A 22,602-nucleotide genomic window follows, 5' to 3' on the forward strand; every position below is an offset into this window, starting at 1 on the left:
TTATTTTAATATCCCGGATTTTGTTCTAGCGCGCTGTCTACTAAAATCTGTTCGGCTGGCAAGGGCATCAATAAACGATTAGTATCACTGATATTAAGCACGGTCTGTGCCCTGCCTGTTCGTACCAAATCAAACCATCTATGGGCTTCCAAACCAAACTCTAACCGTCGCTCATTTTCAATAGCCAGTAAAAGCTCATTTTGCGTACCTACAGCCGTTTGCGGTACACCGGCACGGTTCCGTATTGCATTTAAATCACGAACTGCTTCTTCCAGTTTTCCGAGCTGTGCATTAGCTTCCGCGCGGATTAAGTACAATTCAGCTATCCTAATGACATAGGTGGGATCGGTGGCAGGGCTACGGTAATAAAGATTACCATACCATCTGTTCTGATTGTCTTTCGCCACAAGCGCACTGCGCGAACCACCTATTGTTGGATCGTTCACTAAATTCACGAACGTGTTATTCGGCGCCCATTGACGTGTCCCTCCATTTTGTTGTGGCTGCCATTGCCCACGATGAGGATTCACCTCATTGGCATTGTAAAAAATTTCAAAGACCGACTCACGGGTTCCAGTCACTCCGTCCGCAAAAAAGGAATAATAGGGATTTAATAAGCTATAATTAGCTTGATCGTCGATTAAGAGGCTAGCATAGTCTGCTGCCTGTTGCCAATTTTCCCGATAAAGAAAATAACGAGCTTTCAAGGCCCGTACCGTTTTCTTTGTAGCTTGGAATCGGTTGGTAGTCTCCTGCAGTAATTCCTCTGCTCGATTCAGATCAGCCAGAACCAGATTATAAGTCTCCTCTATTGAACTACGTGCAATACCCACGTTGTCGGTAGGACCGGCCGTAGGTTCAGTAATCAATGGAACACCACCCCAAGTACGAGCCAAGTCGAAATAGGCAAGCGCCCGAATAAAGTAAGCTTCGCCGGCAATTCGCTTTCGTACATCTTCACTGATAACGTTGGCTGCCAACTCATTTACGTTTTTAATTACTTGATTTGCTCTGTTGACGGCTACATAAATTTCCTTCCAGGTATTCGTGATTGTTGCGTTCTCTGCATTCACTTGATGGTTTATAAATTCCTGCACCTGCGATTGCGAACCTGTCCACTGAATATTATCTCCGGATAGATAAGCAATTGACTGGAAGTCGACACTGTAATAAGTTCGCAATGCACTATACACACCATTCAAAGCGGCATTTGCAGAAGTTTCGTCTACAATAATATTTTCGCCTGAAATAGAAGCCTTTGGTTCAACATCTAAAAATTTACTGCAGGAAACCATAGCCATGATAAAGGCAACAAAAGTTGTATTTTTTAATGTCGTCATGAAAAAATCCATTAAAGCGTTAAATTAATCCCCAGTTGAAAGCTCCTTGGTTGCGGAGGTGTTCCCAAGTCAATACCCTGCTCATTTGGATCGCTGCTAGCAGCAGCTTCCGGATCCAAACCGCTGTACTTAGTCCAGGTAAACAAATTATTCCCTTGCAAATAGAAGCGTAAACGATCCAAATGCCAGCGATCTGTTACATGCTTCGGCAAGGTATAACCGATAGTAAGCGACCGCAAACGTAGGTATGAACCATCTTCCAACCACCTGCTGCCACCATCTTTGTAGTTATTCACATTTACACCATCCGATCGGGGCACATCCGTTATATCACCGGGCTGCTGCCATCTGTCTAAGTTGGAGGCAAAGATGACCCGAGCTGCGTCACGCGCGCCCCCCGCTTCCCCGAAAAATCGATTATGGTTATAGATCTCATTGCCGTAAGAGAATACGAAGAAGATATTTGCGTCGAAACCTTTAAAGGTGAAATTGTTGGTTAGGCCGCCATAAAAATCCGGCCAAATACTGCCCATAATTTTCCGATCAGCTACTGTAATCCTACCATCTTCATTTACGTCCTCATAAACCACATCCCCTGTTTGCGGATCTACATATAATTGATTATAAACCCAAAAGGAATATAGTGGGTGCCCTTCTTGAAAAAGGATGAGATCACGGCTACCGTAGTTTAAGGGATTCTCCAGCTTTTCTATTTTATTTACGTTTCGCGCAATATTAAAGGAACTTTGCCAGGAGAAATCCGTTTTTCGGATATTCCGACTGACCAATGCCAGCTCCAGTCCCTTATTACTGATTTCCGCAGCGTTACTCGTATAACTGTCATAACCGGTTGTGGCTGCTAGCGTAACCGGAAGTAAACCATCTTTCGTATATTTACGATACCAATTGAACGAGATGTCCAGTGCCTGTTTGAACAAGGTTGCATCCAGTCCAATATTCAATTGGTCGGTCCGCTCCCAGCGGAGCTCGCTGTTTGCTAATTGCTCAGGTGCGATCCCTGGAATCCCTTGATAAGAAGAGCCGATGCCCGACCAAAGTCTGCGCGCTGCAAAAGCACCGATACCGTTCTGATTTCCGGTGCTACCATAACTTGCACGAATTTTGAGGTCATCTAAATAAGCGAGGTTCTTTAAGAAATTCTCACGTTTGATACGCCAGGCTGCACCTACCGCAGGAAAATAGCCCCACAGGTCAGCAGACCCGAAACGCGAAGAGCCGTCGGCACGCAGAGAAAAATCGATCAAATATTTATCGTCAAAAGCATAATCGATTCGACCAAAAAAAGAAGCCAGGTTGTATTTCTCCCAATCTTGACTGCTTGTAGTGGTTGCAGCTGAAGAGATCAATTTAAAGTCGTTACTGGCAAACCCCCTGCCTGTTGCCGATGTGCGCTTAAGGGTTGAACCTTGTAAAGTATTACCTACCAATATACCGAAATCATGCCTTTGATTGACTTTTTTTCGATAGGTTATGGTTTGTTCATTGATCCACGTGGTAGACTGTCCGATAGCCGAGGTGGCTAAACCGTTCGGACTGCCTGCAATAAGTAAGTTGTTCCAATATTCGCTTTCATCGTAATTATTATAATCCAAGCTGAAAGTTGAACGGAATTTTAAGTCGGACGACAGCTGAATATCTGCATACAAATTTCCGATATAACGCAAACTGGTGCTGTGTACGTCATAATTTTCCAATAATAGCGTCAGGTTGTCAAATCCAGCTCTGCCAACCAGCACCCCCTGATCATTATAAGGGGAAAGGTAAGTAGGAGTATGTAAGGCTGCCTGTAATAAACCGCCCTGAGGGCCATCACCTGCACGAGCTTGATTTCTTCCGGTTCGGCCGATGGTATTACTGGTTCCTATCTGGACACGATCACTGATTTTTTGATCGAGGTTCACCTTAAAGCTAAGCCGGTCAAAACTGATGGGTTTGAGAATGGATTCCTGTCGATTGTATCCCCCACCAATATAATAACGGGTCCCGATAGCGCCTCCACTGATTGACAGATCGACATTGGTTAATGCTGCCGTACGAAAAGCCTCACCAAGGCGATCATAGGTTTGCTGCTCTTCCGGCAAACCTCTGCCTGCAATGCCATTTATCACTTCCGTTACCGGACGAAAGAGCTCTGGTTGACCAATATTTCGATAGTATTCATTTACCAGCGTAGCATGCTCAGGCCCGGTTGTTAGCTCCCAAAGTTTCGCTGCCTTTGCTATTCCCTGTGAAAGATTGAGTGCCACCTTCGGCTTCTGATTAAAATTACCTCGTTTGGTTGTAATAATAATAACGCCATTTGCACCACGGGAACCATAGAGCGCCGTTGCTTCTGCATCTTTTAAAACCTCAATACTTTCTATATCTGCCGGATTGATATCGGCTATAGGAGATGTTGCCTTACCTCCTGTATTAACAGTTTGTAAACTGTTGGTATTTAAAAATACCCCGTCGATAACATATAAGGGATCATTGCTGGCATTGATGGAGGTTGCCCCCCGTAAACGTATATTTACAGCTTCCCCAGGTACACCTGTGTTGCTGGAAATTTGAACACCCGATACTTTACCCTGCAATTGCGCATCAAAACCACCTGCCGGAATATCCTTACTCTCAGCAGGATTCACTTTCGTAACCGAACCGATTAAGTTTTTCCGCTGTTGCGTAGTATAACCTACAACCACTACATCGTTTAACTGATTGAACCCTGGCTTGAGCAAAATTTCAATCTTCGCTTCTGATGCGATTATTTTTTTCTTTTCATAACCGATATAAGAGATTTCAAGTGTATAAGGAAATATTTGTCCCGTAACAAAGCCAAATTTTCCTTCCTCGTCCGTGGATACACTATGCGTAGTGCCTTCTATGTGTACCAATGCACCCGGTAATGGTTCTTTTGTTATTGAATCGAGCACTTGCCCCTGAAGTGTAGAATTGATAAGCGGTTTAGTTTGCTGGGCAACTAACTGTTCCGTAAAAAAGATGATAAAAAGTAATGAAAGGAGAGATGGCACGGATTGTGCCCTCCTCTTTTGAGTTTGCATAAAAAATGGGTTAAGTTACAAAGCTTGATCACGCAACGCCAATTGATCATGATCAATGATTAAAATCCTATAGTTTATTTATATTTTGGTCTCCAAATCAACATCGAAAAACGAAAGCATGTAAATTCTTTATCTTCATAATCGTTCTAATTTAAAATCAAGATGCGCATCTTCGAGCCAAAGTTACAAAAAAATTGAAAAGAATATAATATCTACCTTTTTTATATACTTTTTTTTACAAAAACAGTTCTATCTTTCACTTGTGGACTAAATCGTTACGTTGAAAATATCCTTCAGTGCTTGTTTAGCCGCATGGAAACCGCCCATTCCATGCACTCCTCCTCCAGGCGGTGTTGAAGCAGAACAGATATAAAGTCCTTTGGCAGAAGTACGATAAGGTGAAAAACGGAGTGCAGGGCGTGTAAAAAGTTGTCTCAAATCCAACGCACCACCATTTACATCTCCACCTATATAGTTTGGATTATAATTTTCAAGGTCTTCCGTATTGGTAATATGACGGGCCAAGATAAGGTCACGAAATCCAGGAGCGTACCGTTCTACCTGATTTTCTATCTGCTCCGTCATATCTTTTGTCGAACCATTAGGCACATGACAATACCCCCACCCTACCTGCTTTCCCTTTGGCGCACGTGAAGCGTCGAACAAGCTCTGCTGTGCAAACAGCACAAAAGGTTTTTCGGGATGTCTACCTTGAGCCACCAGTTTCTCTGAAAATGCAATTTCTTCAAAAGTGTTACCGATATGTATAGTTCCTGCCTGCCTACACGATTCCGCGATAAACGGAACAGGTTCACTCAAGGCCCAATCGATCTTGAAGAGACCTGCACCATAACGGTAACGACTTAGTTGCTTGCGATACAAAGAGGTAAAACGGTGCCCTGCAATAGCTAGTAGCTGTTTGGGCGATATATCAAAAAAAACAGCACGTGCTTTGGGTAATTGTGCAAGCGACCGAATCCAAATACCTGTTTCAATCTTACCGCCCAATGCGCAAAAATAAGCTGCCATGCTTTGCGCCAACTGCTGGCTTCCTCCCTCTACAATTGGCCAACCGCTGCGATGGCCTGCCATTGTAAGTACCAAGGCAATTGCAGACGTAGTGAGTTGGTCAAGATTTAAGAGGCTGTGCGCAGCCATACCTGCAAATAAAGCTTTTAACTCTTTCCCTTTAAAGCGTTTTGAAAACAAGGTAGCTGGAAGTCCCGCCTTTAAACCAAACCCTAAGTATTTCCATGGGTGTTTAGGAAAACCGAACGGCCCTAATAAATCATTTACAATATCCGGCCACGAAGTTACCAGCGGTTCAATCAAGTCCGAATAATATGCTCGGTCTATACCTAAAGTCTCCGCAGTTTGTCCAATATCCTTGTATAAGGCCGCAGCCGTTCCCCCGTCAAGTGGATGGGCCGCTAATACCGTGGGATCGATATAACGCAAACCATAATCCGCCAAAGGCAAGCTACCAAGAAATGGAGAGGCCGCTGCCATGGGATGCACTGCCGAACAAATGTCATGTATGAAACCGGGCAATGTTAATTCTGCACTACGCATACCACCTCCGATAACGTCCTTGCCTTCAACAATCAACACATTTAAGCCTTGTTGTTGCAATAAAATAGCGGCGGCTAAACCGTTAGGACCTGAGCCAACTACTACTGCATCATAATCAGTATTAGGCATTCATCGCTCCTTTCTTCAGTGGACGTCTTTGCATATCATTTTATCGGCTTTTTACATCACTAAACCTCAGGACCCTACGAACCTTTTTGCTAAACTAATAAAAATCCACCAAATAGATATGTTTTTTTTCAGACGGACAACCTAGTCGCACTATATAGTAAAGCCTTTAACTGTGCCTCCCATGGGCAACCCGTTATCCATAGGACGCCGCAATTTTGGCAGCTGAACCTCCGTACACAGGAAATCTTATAAACAAATTATAAGTTGGTCGTAATCAGCATTTCCGTTACTCGGAATATGCGATACAGAAAAGTGTTTCACCCTTATTAACCGGGGGCGTTCCTACTTTATATAGAATAACACCCGGCACCCCTGCAATAACATCCTGCAATTTATTTCCGAAAACATCCGTGATATATCCCAGCTGTTGTCCCTTGGTAACCCGATCCCCCGCAAGCAAGGTGCTATAGAAAATGCCTTGGCCATGTGAGCTGATATATTCTTGCCGGTTATAGTGCACCTTGGTCCGGGCAAGGTCTGATTTTGTTGCATCCGTGTACATGTCCATTTCTTTTAAACAATTGTATACGGCTTGTTTTATCTTCTTTACCGCACTGATCTGTACCGTTCCCAGTTTGCCACATTCGATACTCAATGCGATTCTTCCATCTTGAACAGCTTGTTTAAATGCATAAAGTGCCGCTTCATCGTCGCTAATAGTGTATGGATATGATACGATATGCTCGAAGCCGCTTGCTTCTGCTAATCGCTTTGCCACCCTCGTTTGTTCTGCTTTATCCCGACGGTCATAATAACAAACAAAAGGTAACAAGTCTTCATTTGCATCACCGCCGTGAATATCGAGAAAAACATCACTGTTGGGGATAACCTGCTGACTAATTAGATGCGCTAAACGCTCCGTAGCGGTGCCATCGTATTTACCCGGGAAGGATTTATTAAGATTCTTATGATCTATCGGATTGACAAAGGGTGATCTACGGTAGAAAGAAGCAGTGTTCGCAACCGGAATAATGATAAGGGTGCCTGTCAATTGCTTTGTATCTATTTCCTTCATCAGCTCCTGAACAGCAATAATAGGCGGATATTCAAAGCCATGTATACCAGCAACGATTGTGAAGATTGGTCCGGGTTTTGCTCCTCTCATTACCGATACAGGCAAAGCAAGCAAGCTATCCTTATGGTTATCAACTCGTAAACTGAGGTTTTCTTTCCTCGGTCTCGCTCCATCCAACGCTCCCTTTAAAAGGCTTTGCGCGAAAGTAGTTTGAAAATAAAGAGACATTACTATGAATAGGATATATCGCATCGATCGTGTTTTGAATTCTTGAAAGCCCGTTTAACACGTGCGAGGCTAATATACGAAATTCGAAAATGAAGAAATCGTACTTTTATCTTTCGACCATCTGCGTTCTATCCGGACCAACGGAGACATAGACAATTGGTATCCCGAGCTCTTTCTCCAAAAATGTAACATAGTCTATTAAGGTCACCGGCAATTGTGATTTTTCACGGATCCCGTTTACATTGCCCCAACTTTTAAATTCTTTAAAAACAGGTGTCGCCTTATCACTGTCCACCCAGGTTGACACGAGATCCATTCGTTTGCCATCTACCAAATAATGTGTACAGACCTGAACAGTTTCCATGGCGCTGAGAACATCCACCTTGGTAATGATCAATTTAGTAACACCGTTCAGCATAATCGCATATTTCAAGGCAGGGAGATCCAACCACCCCGTTCTTCGCGGCCTTTTGGTTACAGCACCGAATTCATTGCCTAATTCCCTTAATTTTTTGGTGTCTCCATTTTTTATTTCGGTTGGAAAGGGCCCATTTCCAACACGAGTGCAATACGCTTTAAAGACCCCGTATACCTCTCCTATTCGCTGCGGAGCGATTCCCAAGCCCACACAGGCACCCCCGGAAAGCGTACTAGAGGAAGTCACGAAAGGGTAAGAGCCATGATCTAAATCCAGTAGAGTCGCCTGAGCTCCTTCCGCTAATATCCGGCCTCCGCTATTTAAAATTTCCTGGAGTACGGGTTCGGTATCGATAAGGGTGAACTGGCGTAAAATATTGATGTTTTCCATAAACTTTTGATAAAGTGTTTCCAGGTCAATTTCTTCTGAAAACAATACCTGCAGTTGTTTAGCATGGTCCTCCATCAATTTTCGACAGCGTAGCGCAAAGTCGGGTTGCAAGAGATCACCAACACGAATACCTTTGCGAAGAATTTTGTCCGCATAGGCTGGAGCAATCCCTTTCTGAGTGGATCCAATTTTCCGTTCTCCTAAGCGCTCCTCTGCAAAGCGATCCAGGAGGCAATGTGTCGGCAAAACCAAATGTGCCTTTTTCGAAATAAGCAGATTCTGCCAATCGATGACCCGGTGCCCCAAGGACTCGAGTGCATTCAGCTCGCGCCGTAATGCAGCCACATCCAATACAACACCGCTGCCAATTACATTACGAATTTTTCGGTTAAAAATTCCGGACGGTAGAACGCTAAGCACCACCTTCTGTCCATTAAATTCCAGGGTATGTCCGGCATTTGATCCACCGTGATATCGGGCCACCACTTGATACCGGTCACACAGAACATCAACGATTTTACCTTTACCTTCGTCTCCCCACTGAAGACCTAAAACAACATCTGTTTTCATATTTGATGAATTAAATAATTACGATCCAAATTTGATCGCTAATTTTTAAATTCCCATTGCCATTTGACAAGAATGCTTTCGTTTAGGATATATTTCTTCGGATACGACTTAACGAGGAGGGAGTTATTCCAAGATAGGAGGCCAACATTGATTGGGGAATACGATTAGACAGTCCCGGATAATGATTGAGGAAGTTCAAATAACGCGTTTGTCCGTCCTGCACCAACATATTGCTAGCTGTTTTCATTTTGTTCTCCAATACGGCTGCATTCAGTTTTACAAAAATGGTTGACCAATTTGGAAGTTCGTGATCTAAAAGCTCAAAATCTTCCCGGTTCAAAAGATAAATACGTGCATCAGTTATCGCTTCAATATATTCTGTGGAGGCAATACGATCAATAAAACCGTTTATATCGCCTATTAATCGACCTTCATAGACAAAATACCTCGTAAAATCATCCCCAAATTTATTGTAATAACAAGACCGAAAGATGCCCTCCTGCACAAAACCGAGGCTCGAACAGATTTTTCCAGCTTCAACGAAATATGCGCCCTTATGGATCAAAACTTCTTTTACAAGCTCTTTTAAAAGCCGCTCCCTTTGTGCGTGAGTCTTCCAAATTGAGCGAGATACGCTAATAATTCTTCCATTCTATAAAGGTAGCTACCAAATATCGTGAAGCAATTGTCAATTGACAAAAATTAAAAAACAACCCGCAGCATCTGCTGCTTCTTATCGATCCACCGGACATTTATCTGTTTGCGCTTCTAATCGAATAAATTTATCTTTAGATCGTGTAAAGATTAAGTTTTCGCCAACAATAGCAACTTTGTATAATTTGCTATTTATTTTCTTAAATCATCCCTAATTTCTACATAAACTTAGGCAGGTATAAGAATCTGTATGTAAATGTAACAACCAACGGAAAGTAAGAATTAAAATACACGATGAAGAACTTGTATGTGTAACCAATAGTTTCACTATGACCAAATTTTCAATGTTTCTCTTTGTTATCATTCATCAAGATGAGGTGATTGCTTATGCATCTCGTTTAGAAGATTTATGGGAGCGTTTCGGCAATTATCTTGGCAGCCAAGGGCACGTAGATAGATTTAGGAAGATGGTGGAAGAACAACAGATTCTAGCAGGTAAAATCCAATCCTTCTCTTTTATAATAGAAGGCAAAGAATATCATTTTCAGCAGTTGGAAAAAAGAATTAAACGATGAGATGTTCAGTAATATGATAGTGGCCTATACAATTCTATAACAATTTTTGAAAGGTATATTCCTTTCCCGACAACGTTAACTTAAAAAGCCTTTCTTTTTTAAATTTCCGATAAAAGAAGTCAAAATTTCTCGATTCTCCTTCGATCTCTTCAAATTTTCGTACAAAGGCCCGAAGATTCGTTTCAAAACAAATCGCTTCCCCGTTTCGGATAACAATATATAATGCTTTTAAGCCCTGCAACATGGTAACAAAAATATACACTTTTTATGCAACTATATCTCAATAATGTTGTGATATTTTTTTCATTTGCAACAATATATACCTATATTTGCAATCCTATTTTACGAATCATAAATGAGCATCTATGAACTTGCCGCACAACTTGGTTTATCTGTTTCATCTGATAACGTTGCTGAAATTCCTATTATCATTTTGAATGATCATTTATTTGTGTCAGAATCAAGCATGAATGATCTGTTCGATCTCAATGACACCCGCACCATGGAGTGGCTTAGCCTTCCCCCCATGTCCTTAGCCGATTATTATTTTTCAGGATTATCCGATCCTACATCTTACCTTACATCTTCTGATAGACAACGCATAAAAAACTGTCTATCAGAAGATAAAAAAACAAATTAAGCACACATTTGTGTGTCCGGCGTTCATTATATTTTTTTTCGTAAGAGATAAAAATTAATTTCACATAAACTTTTCACATATTTTCACGTTTAACTGTAATCAAGTGGTTGGTTATGAAGATATGTATTGTGGACGACGATCCAATATTTCAGCTATTGGCTAAAAAGCAATTTCAAAAAATCGCCGGTGATATCGATACGGTAAGTTTCACCAATGGGATAGACGCTTATGCGTATTTTCGGTCGGTTGAATTAACTTCTTTATCTATGCCTAAGCTTCTACTGGTAGATCTTAATCTTCCGATTATGAATGGCTGGCAGCTAATTGATAAATTAAGGAAGACCTGCCTTACAGAAAATACGCATATTTATATCGTAAGTTCATCCCCTGCTATTGAGGACAGAATACGAAGTCTATCCCTTACTTGCGTAAAAGATTATCTAATGAAACCCATCAATTCCCAACAATATGAAGAACTCTATAGAGTCGCTAATGTTGCGCACTAAAGTATAAAGGGGGTTAGGTTTATCGTAAGAATACCGGGTGTATTGCAATATCGTCATCATTTATTTCAATGATACTGTACCCTAATCGCTTATTGTCAATTTCAATTTGGCTGGCGTTTTTAACGAACTGATAAGATACCGCAGGCGAAACGTATTGATTAATATTTCTGTAAACCTGCGAATCGGCCATGTGATAGTGTCCACAACATACATATATTTTGGATGCAGATTGCGTTAGTAAATCAACTATTGTTTCCCGACCACTTAATGGATATTCGCCGTCGACAGGTGTGTTTACTTTAAGGAGCGGATGATGAATAAAGATAACAACCTGCTGTTCATCTACTAACTGCGTCTTTAACCATTCTTGTTGACCGCGACTAATGCTACCGGACGAAGAATCCATAAAAACATACTTGAATTGACCTACCTTTTCACTATAAAACAACTCATTGTCAACAAATTGAGCATCGACTTGAAAATGCTTTATCACCTCATGAAATTTATCGTGATTGCCTAGAATCAATCGGAAACGAATCTGTGGCACATCAAATAATTTAATGAACTGTGCGTTCACCTTTGGGTCTCCTATGTCCCCTCCGCAAATCACTTCCGTTATTCCCTTCGAACGGACGTCGTTCAAAACGGCTTCCAGATTTCTTACACCGTCAACACCCTGATCCAAGGTAAACTGTTCCCCCAGATGGGTATCCGTCAAAAATGCTATTTTCTTATGCATGCAATCAAGCGCTAAAATTAAGTATACAATGCTCCGTATTTTACAACGATCTTATTTTCCGAAGATACACCTATTTCAAGAACAAACGGAACATCACAAGGTTTAAAATAATATATTCATTTCAACCAAGTCCAAGGAGGTTCTAATACCGCATGAATAATAATAGTAAGGATGATGGTCTTTATATAGATCTACCGGTTTTAAATCTACATATTGTATAGGGAGCGGTCTAAATCCGTTAGGTTATCCGAATTTGCCACCCACATAATTCGCAGTCAGTTCATGTTGCGGATTATTAAAGAGCGACATGGTATTATTCTCCTCAATTATTTCGCCTAGGTACATAAATACTGTTTTGTCGGCAATACGCTGTGCTTGCTGCATGTTATGGGTAACAATGACAATGGTATAATTTTCCTTCAATTTAACAATAAGCTCTTCTATCTTCGAAGTGCTTATCGGATCAAGCGCGGAACAAGGCTCATCCATCAAAATCACTTCCGGTCGGAGTGCTACGGCCCGGGCAATACAAAGACGCTGCTGTTGGCCACCCGACAAGCGGGTGGCCGGTCTTAGCAAATCATCTTTTACTTCTTCCCAAATAAAACTTTCTTTCAGCGCATTTTCAACGATTCTTGACCGTTGTTCTTTCGGCACTTGATTAATTTTCAAACCATAGTTTATATTTTCATAAATGCTTTTTGGAAAGGGATTCGGTTTTTGAAAGACCATTCCAATACGTCTTCTAACCTGTGTAACGGGAAAATCAGCATCATAAATATTTTTACCATCCAACAAAAAATCTCCTTCTATACGAGCGTCGGAGGTCAAGTCGTGCATCCTGTTAAAGCAACGTAACAAGGTGCTTTTTCCACAACCCGAAGGTCCAATGAGTGCCGTTACTTTATTTTTTTCAAAACGGACATGGATGTTCTTAAGTACCTGCTTAGATCCGAACCAAAGATTTATTCCTGAGGCCGCAAGCTTCGTCTGACTATCCTTCATTTTTACTGTGTTTATAACGTATATAAAAGGCGATGCTGTTCAATATAAAAACCACCATAATCAAAATCAGCGCCGTTCCATAAGCCAAGGGTCTCACCTCCTCAATGGCTTGGTGCTGTGTTGATAACATATACAAATGGTATGGCAAGGCCATAAACTCTTGGTTGAGATAACCGGTGGGGTTGTTGATATAAAAAGCAACGCCGGTAAAAAGGATCGGTGCGGTTTCTCCGGCCGCTCTCGATAAAGCTAATACCATACCCGTAAGGATACCCGGTAACGCGGACGGTAGTACCATGTCACGAATGGATTCAAATTGTGTAGCACCTACCCCCAAAGCGCCTTCACGCGTGCTTGCCGGAATTCGACGCAACGCTTCTTCTGTAGTGGTAATGATATAAGGCAGCGACAACAGACCTAAAGTAAAGCCTGCCGACAAGAGGGATGTCCCCATGTTTAATCCCTGTACAAACAGCGCCAGGCCAAAGAGACCGTAAATAATGGAAGGCACTCCGGCCAAATTACGTATAGAAGCGCGAATAAGACGCGTAAACCAAGTGTTAGGAGCATACTCATTGAGGTAAATAGCACAGCCTATGCCAAAGGGCGCAGCCACCACTGCAGTAATTAAGGTCAGCATTACCGTACCTATTATTGCCGGCAAAATTCCCCCATTGGTCATACCATCTGTAGGCAGTGTACTAACAAAGTCCCAAGTTAGCACGGGTGCTCCTTTTCCGATGATATCACCGATAATGATCAAAAGAAAAATGCAGACTAAGCCTGTACAAAGAAGCAAAGTCCCCCATTCAATAATTGATGTTAATCTATTCATGGCTAAGGAGCTTGATATTTCTTAAACTTGTTAACGTAATATTCACCTACTAGGTTAACGACTAAAGTAAACAGGAAGAGAACCGTAGCGATGGCAAATAAACTATAGTAATGCGTTGTTTGATAAGGCACCTCTCCCATCTCAATGGCAATTGTTGCAGTAATGGTGCGTACGGAGTGGAAAAATCCTTTCGGAAAGGCAGCCGCATTACCGGTTGCCATTAGTACGGTCATTGTTTCACCTAAAGCACGGCCAACGCCTAACATGACGGCAGCCAATATCCCGGGTGCACTACTCGGAATGGTGATTTTACACAGCGTTTGCCAACGATTTGCGCCCAAGCCGAAACTAGCTTCCTTATAAGACTGCGGCAAGCTATGTAAGGCATCTTCTGTAACCGTTATAATGGTAGGTAGTGCCATAATCGCTAAAAGAATGGCACCATTGAGTGCATTCAAACCGTTCGGTTGATTCGATAATTCTCCTAGTTGTGGGCTTAAAATAACAATTCCTAAAAAGCCAATAGCTACAGAGGGAACGGCTGCCAGCATTTCAATAGCCGGTTTAAGAATATTCCGCAGCCTTCTATTGGCATATTCGGAAAGAAAGGCTGCCGTACCAATTCCTATTGGGATTGCTATCAACATGGCACCAAAGGTGACTAAACAAGTACTGACTAATAAGGGAAGGATGCCATAAGTGGCGGGAGTACCTCCCGGATTCCACTGGGTACCGGTTATAAAGTCCAGCGGCTTAACCTCAATCAAGAAGGCGACAGTATTCCATAACAGCATAAAAAAAATTCCACCAAGAATGGCGATAATGAGCATACCGGTTGCCCGAAAAAGCCATTTAGCGAGGAGATCGATTTTTTCTTTAGCACTTAATTGCATAGCCAGGGGATTTATCGGGTGATATAGTAGCCGGAAGCCTTTATAATTGACTTTCCTTCTTCGCTCCGCTCAAAATCGATAAAAGTCTTAACTTTCTCCCAAGAAGTACTCGGAATAAATTGATATAAGGGACGCTGAAAGGCATAACGTTTTTCCATGATTGCTTTTTCGTCTAAGGGAGAAACAGCGGTCGCCTTTTTTGGGTCGCGTATATAAAGAACTTTTACAGCACGTTCCTTCGCTTCGTGAGCGATGTATCCAGCGCCCACATAGCCAATGCCCGAACGATCCGCCTTAATGCCTTCCATAATCTGCGCATTTCCGTTCATCTCCTTTGCATCTCTGCTAAATCGAATACCCAGCCTTTCTTGAACAAAAGCATGTGTTCCGGAATTGCTTTGCCGCCCATAAATATTAATCGGCATGCTCGTTCCCGTCACTGGCTTCCATGTTCGGTACCGACCGCTTAAAACCTTTCTTAAAGTGGGTATATTGATGGTGTCTAACGGAAATTCCTTGTGTACAATAAAAGCCGTAGCGTCCTCTGCAAAGACAATCGTGTGTAGCTTTATCTTTTTAACCTTGAATAAACTATCTTCTTCTGCGTTTAAACGTCGTGAAGAATTAGCGATATCTGCTTGCCCATTCAGTAAAGAGGCGATTCCCAAACCGGACCCTCCACCGGATATTGCTACGCTAAAAGCGGGGTTCACTTTATAGAAACGTTCTGCAAGGGTTACCGCCAAGTTCACCTCCGTATCCGATCCTTTTACCTTAACAGATCGACTATCATTGCTACAGGCACATATAAGTAACAGAAAGACAAACCGATACCACATAAGTCGCTTGTTTGGCAATTAAACAAATCTACTAAATTAATGTTAGCAGAATATGTATTTTACATAAAGGAAAACACCTATTACAACGCCTCAACTATTCCGGAAGACTGTGACTAGTAAATAAGCAATAGAATGGTTACCCGAGCTACATCAATAAGCATTTGGCAACTATAACCCCTCGATCTATCACTTCGTAACATCTATATGTGACATGAATGATTGGACACGAAACAGAATAAGTATAATTTTTGTGTTCTCTCTATGGATATGGAAATTAAACTATTCAAATAATTATGAAAAAGCTATTTTTATTTTCGGGAATATTGCTGTTAGCATTAATAGCACAATTCCAGCTAGCTCAAGCACAAACAGATCAAACAGGTAATGTGACCGTTTCGATCGACCTAACCGCTCCGGTTATATCCATTGATTTAGGTGCAGATCCAAACGTAACTTTCGTATATAGCACACCTGAAGACTACACCACACCACAGGTTGAACCGAAAGTGGGACATTTCACGGTGGTAAGTAATCAGGATTACGAAGTCACTGTACAAGCAACGGAAGAGTTTACGGTAATACCTGAGAACGCTTCGCCCATTCCACTGAGTGTTGTCCAAGTAAGTGTTGACCCTTCCACTACCGGTGGCGGAACGCCTGCGATAGTCCCATTATCATCCACCGCAGGAACTTTAGTTACTGATGGCCCAGCTACAATCGGCACAACTTATAATATCAATTACACCATACCCGATGCTACTTCTTTAATTGATAAAGTGCCCGAAGTATATTCTACTACGGTGATTTATACAGCAACGCAAATTTGATCGATGCATGATATATGACAGGTGTTACTTGGAATTGATCAGGCGATGGAGAATTCGCACTTCTTTGCTCTCAGTGATTTTTTATTTGTTATGCACTTGGAACTGTTTCGCTCAAGGAATATCGATATCACCGTCTCGGATTTTTTTTAAGGGGCTTCCCGGCGAGACGGTCCAAGAAGTGATTACTCTTACCAACAACTCGTCAATATCGTTCAATTTTATTACGGCATTAAAAGATTGGCATCGCGATTCGATCGGTCGAAAGGTTTACGACGCCCCAGGTGATGTGGAACATTCCAATAGTCGCTGGATCAGACTTTCGGAATCTACCATTAACCTTAACCCGAACGAAACAAAACGCATACTCGTGTCAATGACCGTACCAAAGGATGCAGGCGCACGCGGCTTGACCAACAGTATGCTTTTTTTTACGCAAATGAAAGAGCAGACCAAGCTTTCAAAAGAAAAGAAGCAACTAGGCGTAAATGTGCTTTTAGAGGTCGGCGTGCAGATCTATCACGTGCCACCGGGACTAACACCGGGCGAGTTGGATTTTGTCGCTTTTGAAGATCAGGGTATCATAAAATTAGAAACAGACAGTGTTCGTCGCGTTGCACTGAAGGTTAAGAACACGGGAGAAATCAATAAAGATGCGCATGTACGTTTCGAGTTGACAAATGTGCAAACCGGCGCAGAAATCCCCATCAAAACCACCGCTATCGCCATGCTTCCCCATGCACAACAATGGATTTACGTCGATTTACCAATTTCATTAAAGGGAAAACACTTAGGAGTTGCCATCCTAGACGCGGGAGATAATTATGATTTGCGTGTTGCAGAAAAAGAAATTGATTATTAACAAGCTACTATTGGGATGGCTCCTGCTTTCAGCTCCAGCCTACGGACAAATCGTCATTAATTTGCCCCAAGCCAATATTACAGCACGTTCAGATTATACAGCTACCTTGGCAAGTGGAACGTATTCGAGCTTAATTGGGTTGGTGCCGAATATTGAGGTGAAAGCCAATAGTCCCAATTTTACCAATACGGTTGGAGGAACGTCTACTGTGCCACTGAATATCGCGCATATACGGTTACGAAGTATCGGCTCTCTTTCCTTAATAGGTGTCTCAGCAGAAGTCACCCTGAGTACTTCCTACGCTTTATTATACGCAGCATTGGCCAGTATTTCGTCAGGCGCCGTTATTGCGGACTATCGTATATCAACGGGCAGCCACACTTGGATATCGGGCATTTATCGTACGCCTATTAACTTCAGAACAGGACTGCTATCCCCCAATCAGATAACACCTACTACGCCGAATTTAGATATAAACGTACCTGGATTTATTGCCCCTCAGGCTACGTTATCGTCGCTAAGCTTGCCAGTAAACAATTTGAGTTTTTTCAGAAACAGCGCCGGTATCAGCGCTGCCGGCAATATCTCTGTATCAACTACGGTGCCCTATCTTCTGAGCTTGCAAGCAAGTAACACGCAGTTTTCTTTCAACACGAATAGTTCTTATAATCAAACACCTAGCACTTCGGTTGGGCTTGTCAATTCAACGCTATCCAATATCACCAATGCTACGCCGATCATGTTATCCACCACATCACAAGCATTAACGGCTGCTTCGGGCATAGCCGTGCCTACGAACAATAATCAAGCATTAACTGCAGCATTTTCCATTACGGGAAACAATCTGAAAACAGGTTTTGTACAAGCGGGAACCTATTCAGTGCCCATTACTTATACCTGGAGTAAATTGGCCAGTGCTTATCCTACAGGCTCATTACAGGTGCAGCGAAGCAGTACTTTACAAGTCATCGTCAGTGATTTAGCGGAGTTGATTGCTTTGCAGCCAAATGTTAACTTTGTTTTTGATGATGTGACGGATTACCGTCAAGGCATAACGAGAGATATGACGCAACATTTACGTATTAGTAAAACAACTCCCTATAGTCTCTACGTACGTTCATCAACCGCTAACTTTTCGGGAGCCGGTGGCCAAATACCTGTAAATATTTTGCGTATAGGCGCCTCTGCCGGGCAAACAGGAGTTAATACAGTTACTCTTTCCACTACACCACAACAACTTATAAATAATGCTAATCCCACGATCGATCGAACGTTGGATATCCGTTATAGTATTCCGAACACAGCAATGTCGCAATTGCTCGGTAAAGCACCCGGCACTTATAGTGCTACCGTTATTTACAGTTTTACTACACTTTAGGCACTAGAATTTTCTAACGTCTACTTTACGGCGTTGGTCATAATATTTAAAATCTAAAACGTATTTATCCGGTGCTGCCTTCATATCGATCTTCTCTATTTTATTTTCTATAGTAAATGGCATTTCATCGGTTTCAACGGAAACCTCATAAATATCAGGAGCTAAATAAAAAGTGTATCTCCCATTCTGATCGGTTAACGTTCTATAGACCCTTCCTTGCGAATCGACGGCAATCAAGCGAATACCCGACAGTAGTGGAGCCGTTAGCTGATAGTTTTTACCCATAACTTGCATTTCGCCCTGCAGTAACTTGGTTTGTGTCAGCGGAATTTCCAGGGATATATTCTTGTTTAGGACCAAGGATATTGGTTGCGCACTCGTCCAGCCCTTTGTACTCAGCAAGTCGACGGTATAGTTTCCTACTGGCATATGCTGAAATTCCGCCTGACCGGATTTATCGGTCACAGCAGTTTGATCATTTATTTTAACCATGAGACCCGAAATGTACGATTCTCCTTCGTCTCGATTGCCATTGTTGTTAAGATCCTGATAATAGATGAGGCGGATTCTCTTGCCGTTGGATGTCTGCATGGCAGCAAACTGTTTTTCAATACCGATCCGTATCTGTCGCGTATCAAATGAAGAACGAACATAATTCAGACCTACTTCCTCAGGCAGTGCTGTTTGCATGGTCACCAATGTATAGAACATATCGCCTGTAACTGCCCAATTTCCCTTCAGATTCCACCTTGCCGTTCCATTTACAGAATAATTACGCGTATCTGTAAAGCCATAATAATTATACATCGCTGCCAATTGTACCTGCAACTTATTTTTAAACGCTGTAAAATTAGTATTGGGGCCTATTGAATATAAGCGGTAAGCTACATCATTTACGTTTGCAAACAGATCGCTGAGGTAATAGGGATTTATTTGGATATAAGTGCTAATACCGAACAAAGGATTGGTATAGCTTCCGTTAATCCGCAAAGAATGGTAAGAGCTTGGAGCCATCGGCATCGTGCTTTCATAAACATAGCCATGATCAACGTGCAGATAAAAACTATGTATAGGAGCTGCATAACCCACATTCAATAGCATTCGCCCCGCCGAAGATCGCCATCGCGACGCGGCTTCACCCTCCGATGAGTAGGTACCATTCCGTAAGCTTTGTTGCATGAGGTAAGGCTTCATTTCCAGCCGAAATCTTCCCAAATTTTTACCATAACCTATTTCATAGGAATAGATACTATTTTGAAAAGGGAGATAACCATATCCGTATCTTCGACCTTGATAGGAAGGTCGATTATTCAGCAAGCTAATACGTAGGGAGTATGTCCCGCCATCCTCTGTTGATTTTATAATTCGACTATCGCTTTGCAAAATTCCGCGTCGAAGCCCGGTAAAATAAGGACTGCTGTAATAGTTATTGGTGCTGAATTGATACCCTTTATGTGTGATTGAGTAATCGATTCCCCCAGCTACTGCTCGCCGAGTGCTTGCAATGTCCGTAAAAGTTTCCTGGCTATAACCTGCTTCTATTTTCAAATCATGTTGCGCACCTAGCTTCAGAGGAACTGCAACACTGACCTGATGACTGTTCAACGCATTAAATGATTGGTGGCTATGCAAGTAAGTCAATCGCCCCTCTTGCCCGTTTTTCAAAAAACTATAATTCACGGCTAATATATTTTCGTTCGGCAAATCATTGAATATTTGAGAAGCCAGCATATAATTATTCTGAAGAGCATATACGCTTACGCGGTCCACCTCATTGATGCGATAACTGGCCCGGGCACCACGGCCGCTCAGCGCGTAATCTAAGTTCTCATAAATGTTACCCAACTTCAGCCCCCAATTTTGATTTTCATAAGACAAATAGGTATCATAGAGATTAACACCGCCCAGCTGCTGATAATAATCCAGATTTAAACGATAGTCAAGTTCGTGTTTATTCGCCATAGTGAGCTGGCCATTCGCCTGCATTTGGTAAATTTCATTATACTGATTTAAACTGAGATATCGAAAAGCGGCCGTATTATTAGGTGTTTGTGCGAAAGGCGCATTACTGAAAAACGAGCTTACACTATTCACGTGTTGAATGCGTACGCGATGTACGGCTAATTGCTGACCACTAGCGTCTACTGCTTGAATAGTGACGGAAAAATCAGCTGCCTGACGGCTATTCGTTTTGTTTCGAGCAATGAACGGAATCAATTGGCGCGCACCTGCCGGCAATGTAAGACTCATCTGCTCGCCTATAAACTCCAATCCTTCAGGAACTTCGCTTAAAACCAAACGAAAGGAAATGGGAATTAAGCCATTGTTTACACAATTCAGCATCAGCTGCGTTTGGTTTGTACTTGGTTGCAAGAAGTAAACCGGTTGTTCTGTTTGGAGTGTTAAGGTACGTGTATCCGCTAATTGAGTATAGAAGAAGGCATTAGGCAGCGCCTCCATTTCCTGATCTAAGACATTTAACCGAACCTCAAAGCGTTGTAAATTTTCGACGATAGTCTGTTTATCCGCTATGTATTTTACGGGGAACCGCTTTTCCTCTCCCGGATCGAGTCTAATTGTGTCAGGTAAAGCGATCAGCGCCTTATTGGAAGATTTGCCGGTCGATTCAATTGTTAAGAAGACCTCATCAATAGTATGGTTTTTTACTACAAGTTTATTACTAAATGTACTACTTGGCTTTATAATTAAGGTATCTCTCTCGAAAACACAGCTAACCGTTAAGTCTTGCGCATATACATAACCGATGCACCAAACTATAGAGAAAAAAAGGATCAATATGGCTATAAGAGCTTTCACAAGCATGACAGAAGTACATAAATCCCAAAAACAAATATTCTATTTACAAAGCGGACCTAGAAAAAGCAGATGTCACATAACGATGTGATGATTCTTAATATTTTAATTGTGCGATCAATTCCCCCTTACTGTTTATGTTTAACTTGCGATAAATCCGTTTAATATAAACCCGTACCGTGTCAACTGCCAAATTGTAGCGATCGGCTACTAGCTTATAACTCAACCCATCAGCAAGCCCGTTAGCAATCTGCAATTCGCGCGCGGAAAGTAGATCCTCTCGTCGTTTTGCATCATGTATCCTTTCCACCATTTCGCGGGAAATAAAAGGGCTAATAACAGACCCACCTTTATGAGTTGCGATTAAAGCCGGTGCTATATTATTTAAGCAAGTAGACTTTAACAAATAGCTAACGGCGCCCGCGCGAAGGGCCTCCAGTACAGTCGCGATATTAGCGATTTCGCTTAATATGATTATATTTGTTTTTGGAAACTGAATTCTTATCTGTTTAATCACTCTTGTCGAATATCCTTTAAGTTCAACTAAGATCAGTTGTGGTGACAGGGCCTTTTGATGGAGCAGGTTATTGGCGCGCTCCAGCTCGAAAAGGATGTTGAATTCCTGACTTCTTTGGTTCAATAAGAGCGTCCGAATTGTAGCTCTCATCTGTTCATCCGATTCTATTATACCTACGCTTACCATAATTATTCTTTATACTTGGTAACAAAGAACAATTATACCAACAATTAGTTTGAGAAAAATCGAGAAATATTGAGAAATTATTTACAAATTATAGTGAATAAACGAGAACAAATTATCTTATACCGAGCTAAGACATACTCGTTTTCTTCTCAATGGCGTGCGGCACTATTAAGTATATCGCTCTATTTTTTCAAGCATATCGTTTAGTTCAAAAGGCTTGGCTATATAATCATCGGCTCCGGCTTCTTGGGCGATTTTCGCGATGTCTCTGTTTGCGGAAAACATAATAATGGGTAGTTGACGTGTTAGGTCTCGGCTTTTGAGCTGTTTACAAACGTCTTTTCCGTTCACACCTGACATCCAAATATCCAATAATAAAATATCCGGAAGCTCATGCCGTGAGTCTGTTACTATGCTTAAGTCGTCAGTGGCTTCAACGTCATAATTACATACCTCAAGCAATAATTTGACAGAATCAAGGATACCTGGATCATTATCTATGATCATTACCTTTTTCTTTCTCATCTTTATGCCAAGCTTTAACTTTT

Annotated in this window: 20 protein-coding genes; 6 read left to right on the forward strand and 14 right to left on the reverse strand. The window is 41.9% G+C overall.

The genetic code is table 11. The features are described 5' to 3' along the window. Positions 1-5 precede the first annotated feature (5 nt). The 6 genes from ACH11B_RS25610 to ACH11B_RS25635 all read right to left on the reverse strand — a co-directional run bounded on the left by ACH11B_RS25610 (position 6) and on the right by ACH11B_RS25635 (position 9,352). Positions 6-1,340, reverse strand: coding sequence for a RagB/SusD family nutrient uptake outer membrane protein (locus tag ACH11B_RS25610; protein WP_242627243.1), 1,335 nt, complete (start codon positions 1,338-1,340; stop codon positions 6-8). Positions 1,341-1,351: 11 nt separating this feature from the next. After that, positions 1,352-4,405: a SusC/RagA family TonB-linked outer membrane protein gene (locus tag ACH11B_RS25615; protein ID WP_377611139.1), complete on the reverse strand. Its 3,054-nt coding sequence runs from the start codon at positions 4,403-4,405 to the stop codon at positions 1,352-1,354. Between the two features lie 267 nt (positions 4,406-4,672). Then, positions 4,673-6,106 (reverse strand): phytoene desaturase family protein, encoded by a 1,434-nt coding sequence (locus ACH11B_RS25620; RefSeq protein WP_377611141.1) that lies wholly within the window; start codon positions 6,104-6,106, stop codon positions 4,673-4,675. Between the two features lie 286 nt (positions 6,107-6,392). Then, complete coding sequence (locus ACH11B_RS25625; RefSeq protein WP_377611143.1) at positions 6,393-7,433, reverse strand: succinylglutamate desuccinylase/aspartoacylase family protein; 1,041 nt, start codon at positions 7,431-7,433, stop codon at positions 6,393-6,395. 82 nt (positions 7,434-7,515) lie between these two features. After that, entirely contained in the window at positions 7,516-8,787 is a 1,272-nt protein-coding gene (locus ACH11B_RS25630; protein ID WP_377611145.1) for an adenylosuccinate synthase, read from the reverse strand. Between the two features lie 82 nt (positions 8,788-8,869). After that, positions 8,870-9,352 carry a Crp/Fnr family transcriptional regulator gene (locus ACH11B_RS25635; protein WP_377611147.1) on the reverse strand — a complete coding sequence of 161 codons (483 nt, stop codon included), beginning with the start codon at positions 9,350-9,352 and terminating at the stop codon, positions 8,870-8,872. 418 nt (positions 9,353-9,770) lie between these two features. Here ACH11B_RS25635 and ACH11B_RS25640 point away from each other — a divergent pair, with 418 nt between their 5' ends. The 3 genes from ACH11B_RS25640 to ACH11B_RS25650 all read left to right on the forward strand — a co-directional run bounded on the left by ACH11B_RS25640 (position 9,771) and on the right by ACH11B_RS25650 (position 11,162). Further along, the gene (locus ACH11B_RS25640; protein WP_377611149.1) at positions 9,771-10,016 is read left to right on the forward strand and encodes a hypothetical protein; all 246 of its coding nucleotides are present in this window, start codon (positions 9,771-9,773) and stop codon (positions 10,014-10,016) included. A 355-nt stretch (positions 10,017-10,371) separates the two neighbouring features. Continuing rightward, a complete protein-coding gene (locus ACH11B_RS25645) occupies positions 10,372-10,656 on the forward strand; it encodes a hypothetical protein (protein ID WP_377611151.1) in 285 nt (94 codons plus the stop codon). Positions 10,657-10,769: 113 nt separating this feature from the next. Beyond that, complete coding sequence (locus ACH11B_RS25650) at positions 10,770-11,162, forward strand: response regulator (protein WP_377611153.1); 393 nt, start codon at positions 10,770-10,772, stop codon at positions 11,160-11,162. A 19-nt stretch (positions 11,163-11,181) separates the two neighbouring features. Here the strand turns inward: ACH11B_RS25650 and ACH11B_RS25655 are convergent, their stop codons facing one another. From ACH11B_RS25655 to ACH11B_RS25675, 5 genes are all read right to left on the reverse strand, one after another. Continuing rightward, the gene (locus ACH11B_RS25655) at positions 11,182-11,901 is read right to left on the reverse strand and encodes a metallophosphoesterase family protein (RefSeq protein ID WP_377611154.1); all 720 of its coding nucleotides are present in this window, start codon (positions 11,899-11,901) and stop codon (positions 11,182-11,184) included. A 243-nt stretch (positions 11,902-12,144) separates the two neighbouring features. Further along, complete coding sequence (pstB, locus tag ACH11B_RS25660) at positions 12,145-12,906, reverse strand: phosphate ABC transporter ATP-binding protein PstB (protein WP_130856758.1); 762 nt, start codon at positions 12,904-12,906, stop codon at positions 12,145-12,147. Continuing rightward, complete coding sequence (pstA, locus tag ACH11B_RS25665) at positions 12,896-13,741, reverse strand: phosphate ABC transporter permease PstA (RefSeq protein ID WP_013667949.1); 846 nt, start codon at positions 13,739-13,741, stop codon at positions 12,896-12,898. The genes pstB and pstA overlap by 11 nt, the downstream gene beginning before the upstream one ends. A 2-nt stretch (positions 13,742-13,743) precedes the next feature. Then, positions 13,744-14,634 (reverse strand): phosphate ABC transporter permease subunit PstC, encoded by an 891-nt coding sequence (gene pstC / locus ACH11B_RS25670; RefSeq protein WP_013667950.1) that lies wholly within the window; start codon positions 14,632-14,634, stop codon positions 13,744-13,746. A gap of 11 nt (positions 14,635-14,645) precedes the next feature. Next, positions 14,646-15,473 (reverse strand): PstS family phosphate ABC transporter substrate-binding protein, encoded by an 828-nt coding sequence (locus ACH11B_RS25675; protein ID WP_377611156.1) that lies wholly within the window; start codon positions 15,471-15,473, stop codon positions 14,646-14,648. Positions 15,474-15,766: 293 nt separating this feature from the next. Here ACH11B_RS25675 and ACH11B_RS25680 point away from each other — a divergent pair, with 293 nt between their 5' ends. The 3 genes from ACH11B_RS25680 (at position 15,767) to ACH11B_RS25690 (ending at position 18,537) form a co-directional block, all read left to right on the forward strand. Beyond that, positions 15,767-16,300 carry a hypothetical protein gene (locus ACH11B_RS25680; protein WP_130856757.1) on the forward strand — a complete coding sequence of 178 codons (534 nt, stop codon included), beginning with the start codon at positions 15,767-15,769 and terminating at the stop codon, positions 16,298-16,300. A 178-nt stretch (positions 16,301-16,478) separates the two neighbouring features. Then, positions 16,479-17,159 (forward strand): hypothetical protein, encoded by a 681-nt coding sequence (locus ACH11B_RS25685; RefSeq protein ID WP_149106021.1) that lies wholly within the window; start codon positions 16,479-16,481, stop codon positions 17,157-17,159. Further along, positions 17,134-18,537, forward strand: a complete 1,404-nt coding sequence (locus ACH11B_RS25690) for a hypothetical protein (protein ID WP_377611158.1) — start codon at positions 17,134-17,136, stop codon at positions 18,535-18,537. The genes ACH11B_RS25685 and ACH11B_RS25690 overlap by 26 nt, the downstream gene beginning before the upstream one ends. Before the next feature lie 3 nt (positions 18,538-18,540). Here ACH11B_RS25690 and ACH11B_RS25695 read toward each other — a convergent pair whose 3' ends face one another. The 3 genes from ACH11B_RS25695 to ACH11B_RS25705 all read right to left on the reverse strand — a co-directional run bounded on the left by ACH11B_RS25695 (position 18,541) and on the right by ACH11B_RS25705 (position 22,579). Beyond that, positions 18,541-21,360, reverse strand: coding sequence for an SdrD B-like domain-containing protein (locus ACH11B_RS25695; RefSeq protein WP_149106023.1), 2,820 nt, complete (start codon positions 21,358-21,360; stop codon positions 18,541-18,543). A gap of 88 nt (positions 21,361-21,448) precedes the next feature. Continuing rightward, on the reverse strand, positions 21,449-22,054 hold the full coding sequence (locus tag ACH11B_RS25700) for a response regulator transcription factor (RefSeq protein ID WP_149106024.1): 606 nt from the start codon (positions 22,052-22,054) through the stop codon (positions 21,449-21,451). A gap of 168 nt (positions 22,055-22,222) precedes the next feature. Beyond that, positions 22,223-22,579 (reverse strand): PleD family two-component system response regulator, encoded by a 357-nt coding sequence (locus ACH11B_RS25705; protein WP_130856752.1) that lies wholly within the window; start codon positions 22,577-22,579, stop codon positions 22,223-22,225. Between the last annotated feature and the right edge of the window lie 23 nt (positions 22,580-22,602).

Source organism: Olivibacter sp. EAT-5 (assembly GCF_044784325.1).
In the GTDB taxonomy this organism is placed as follows: Bacteria; Bacteroidota; Bacteroidia; order Sphingobacteriales; family Sphingobacteriaceae; genus Olivibacter; species Olivibacter oleidegradans.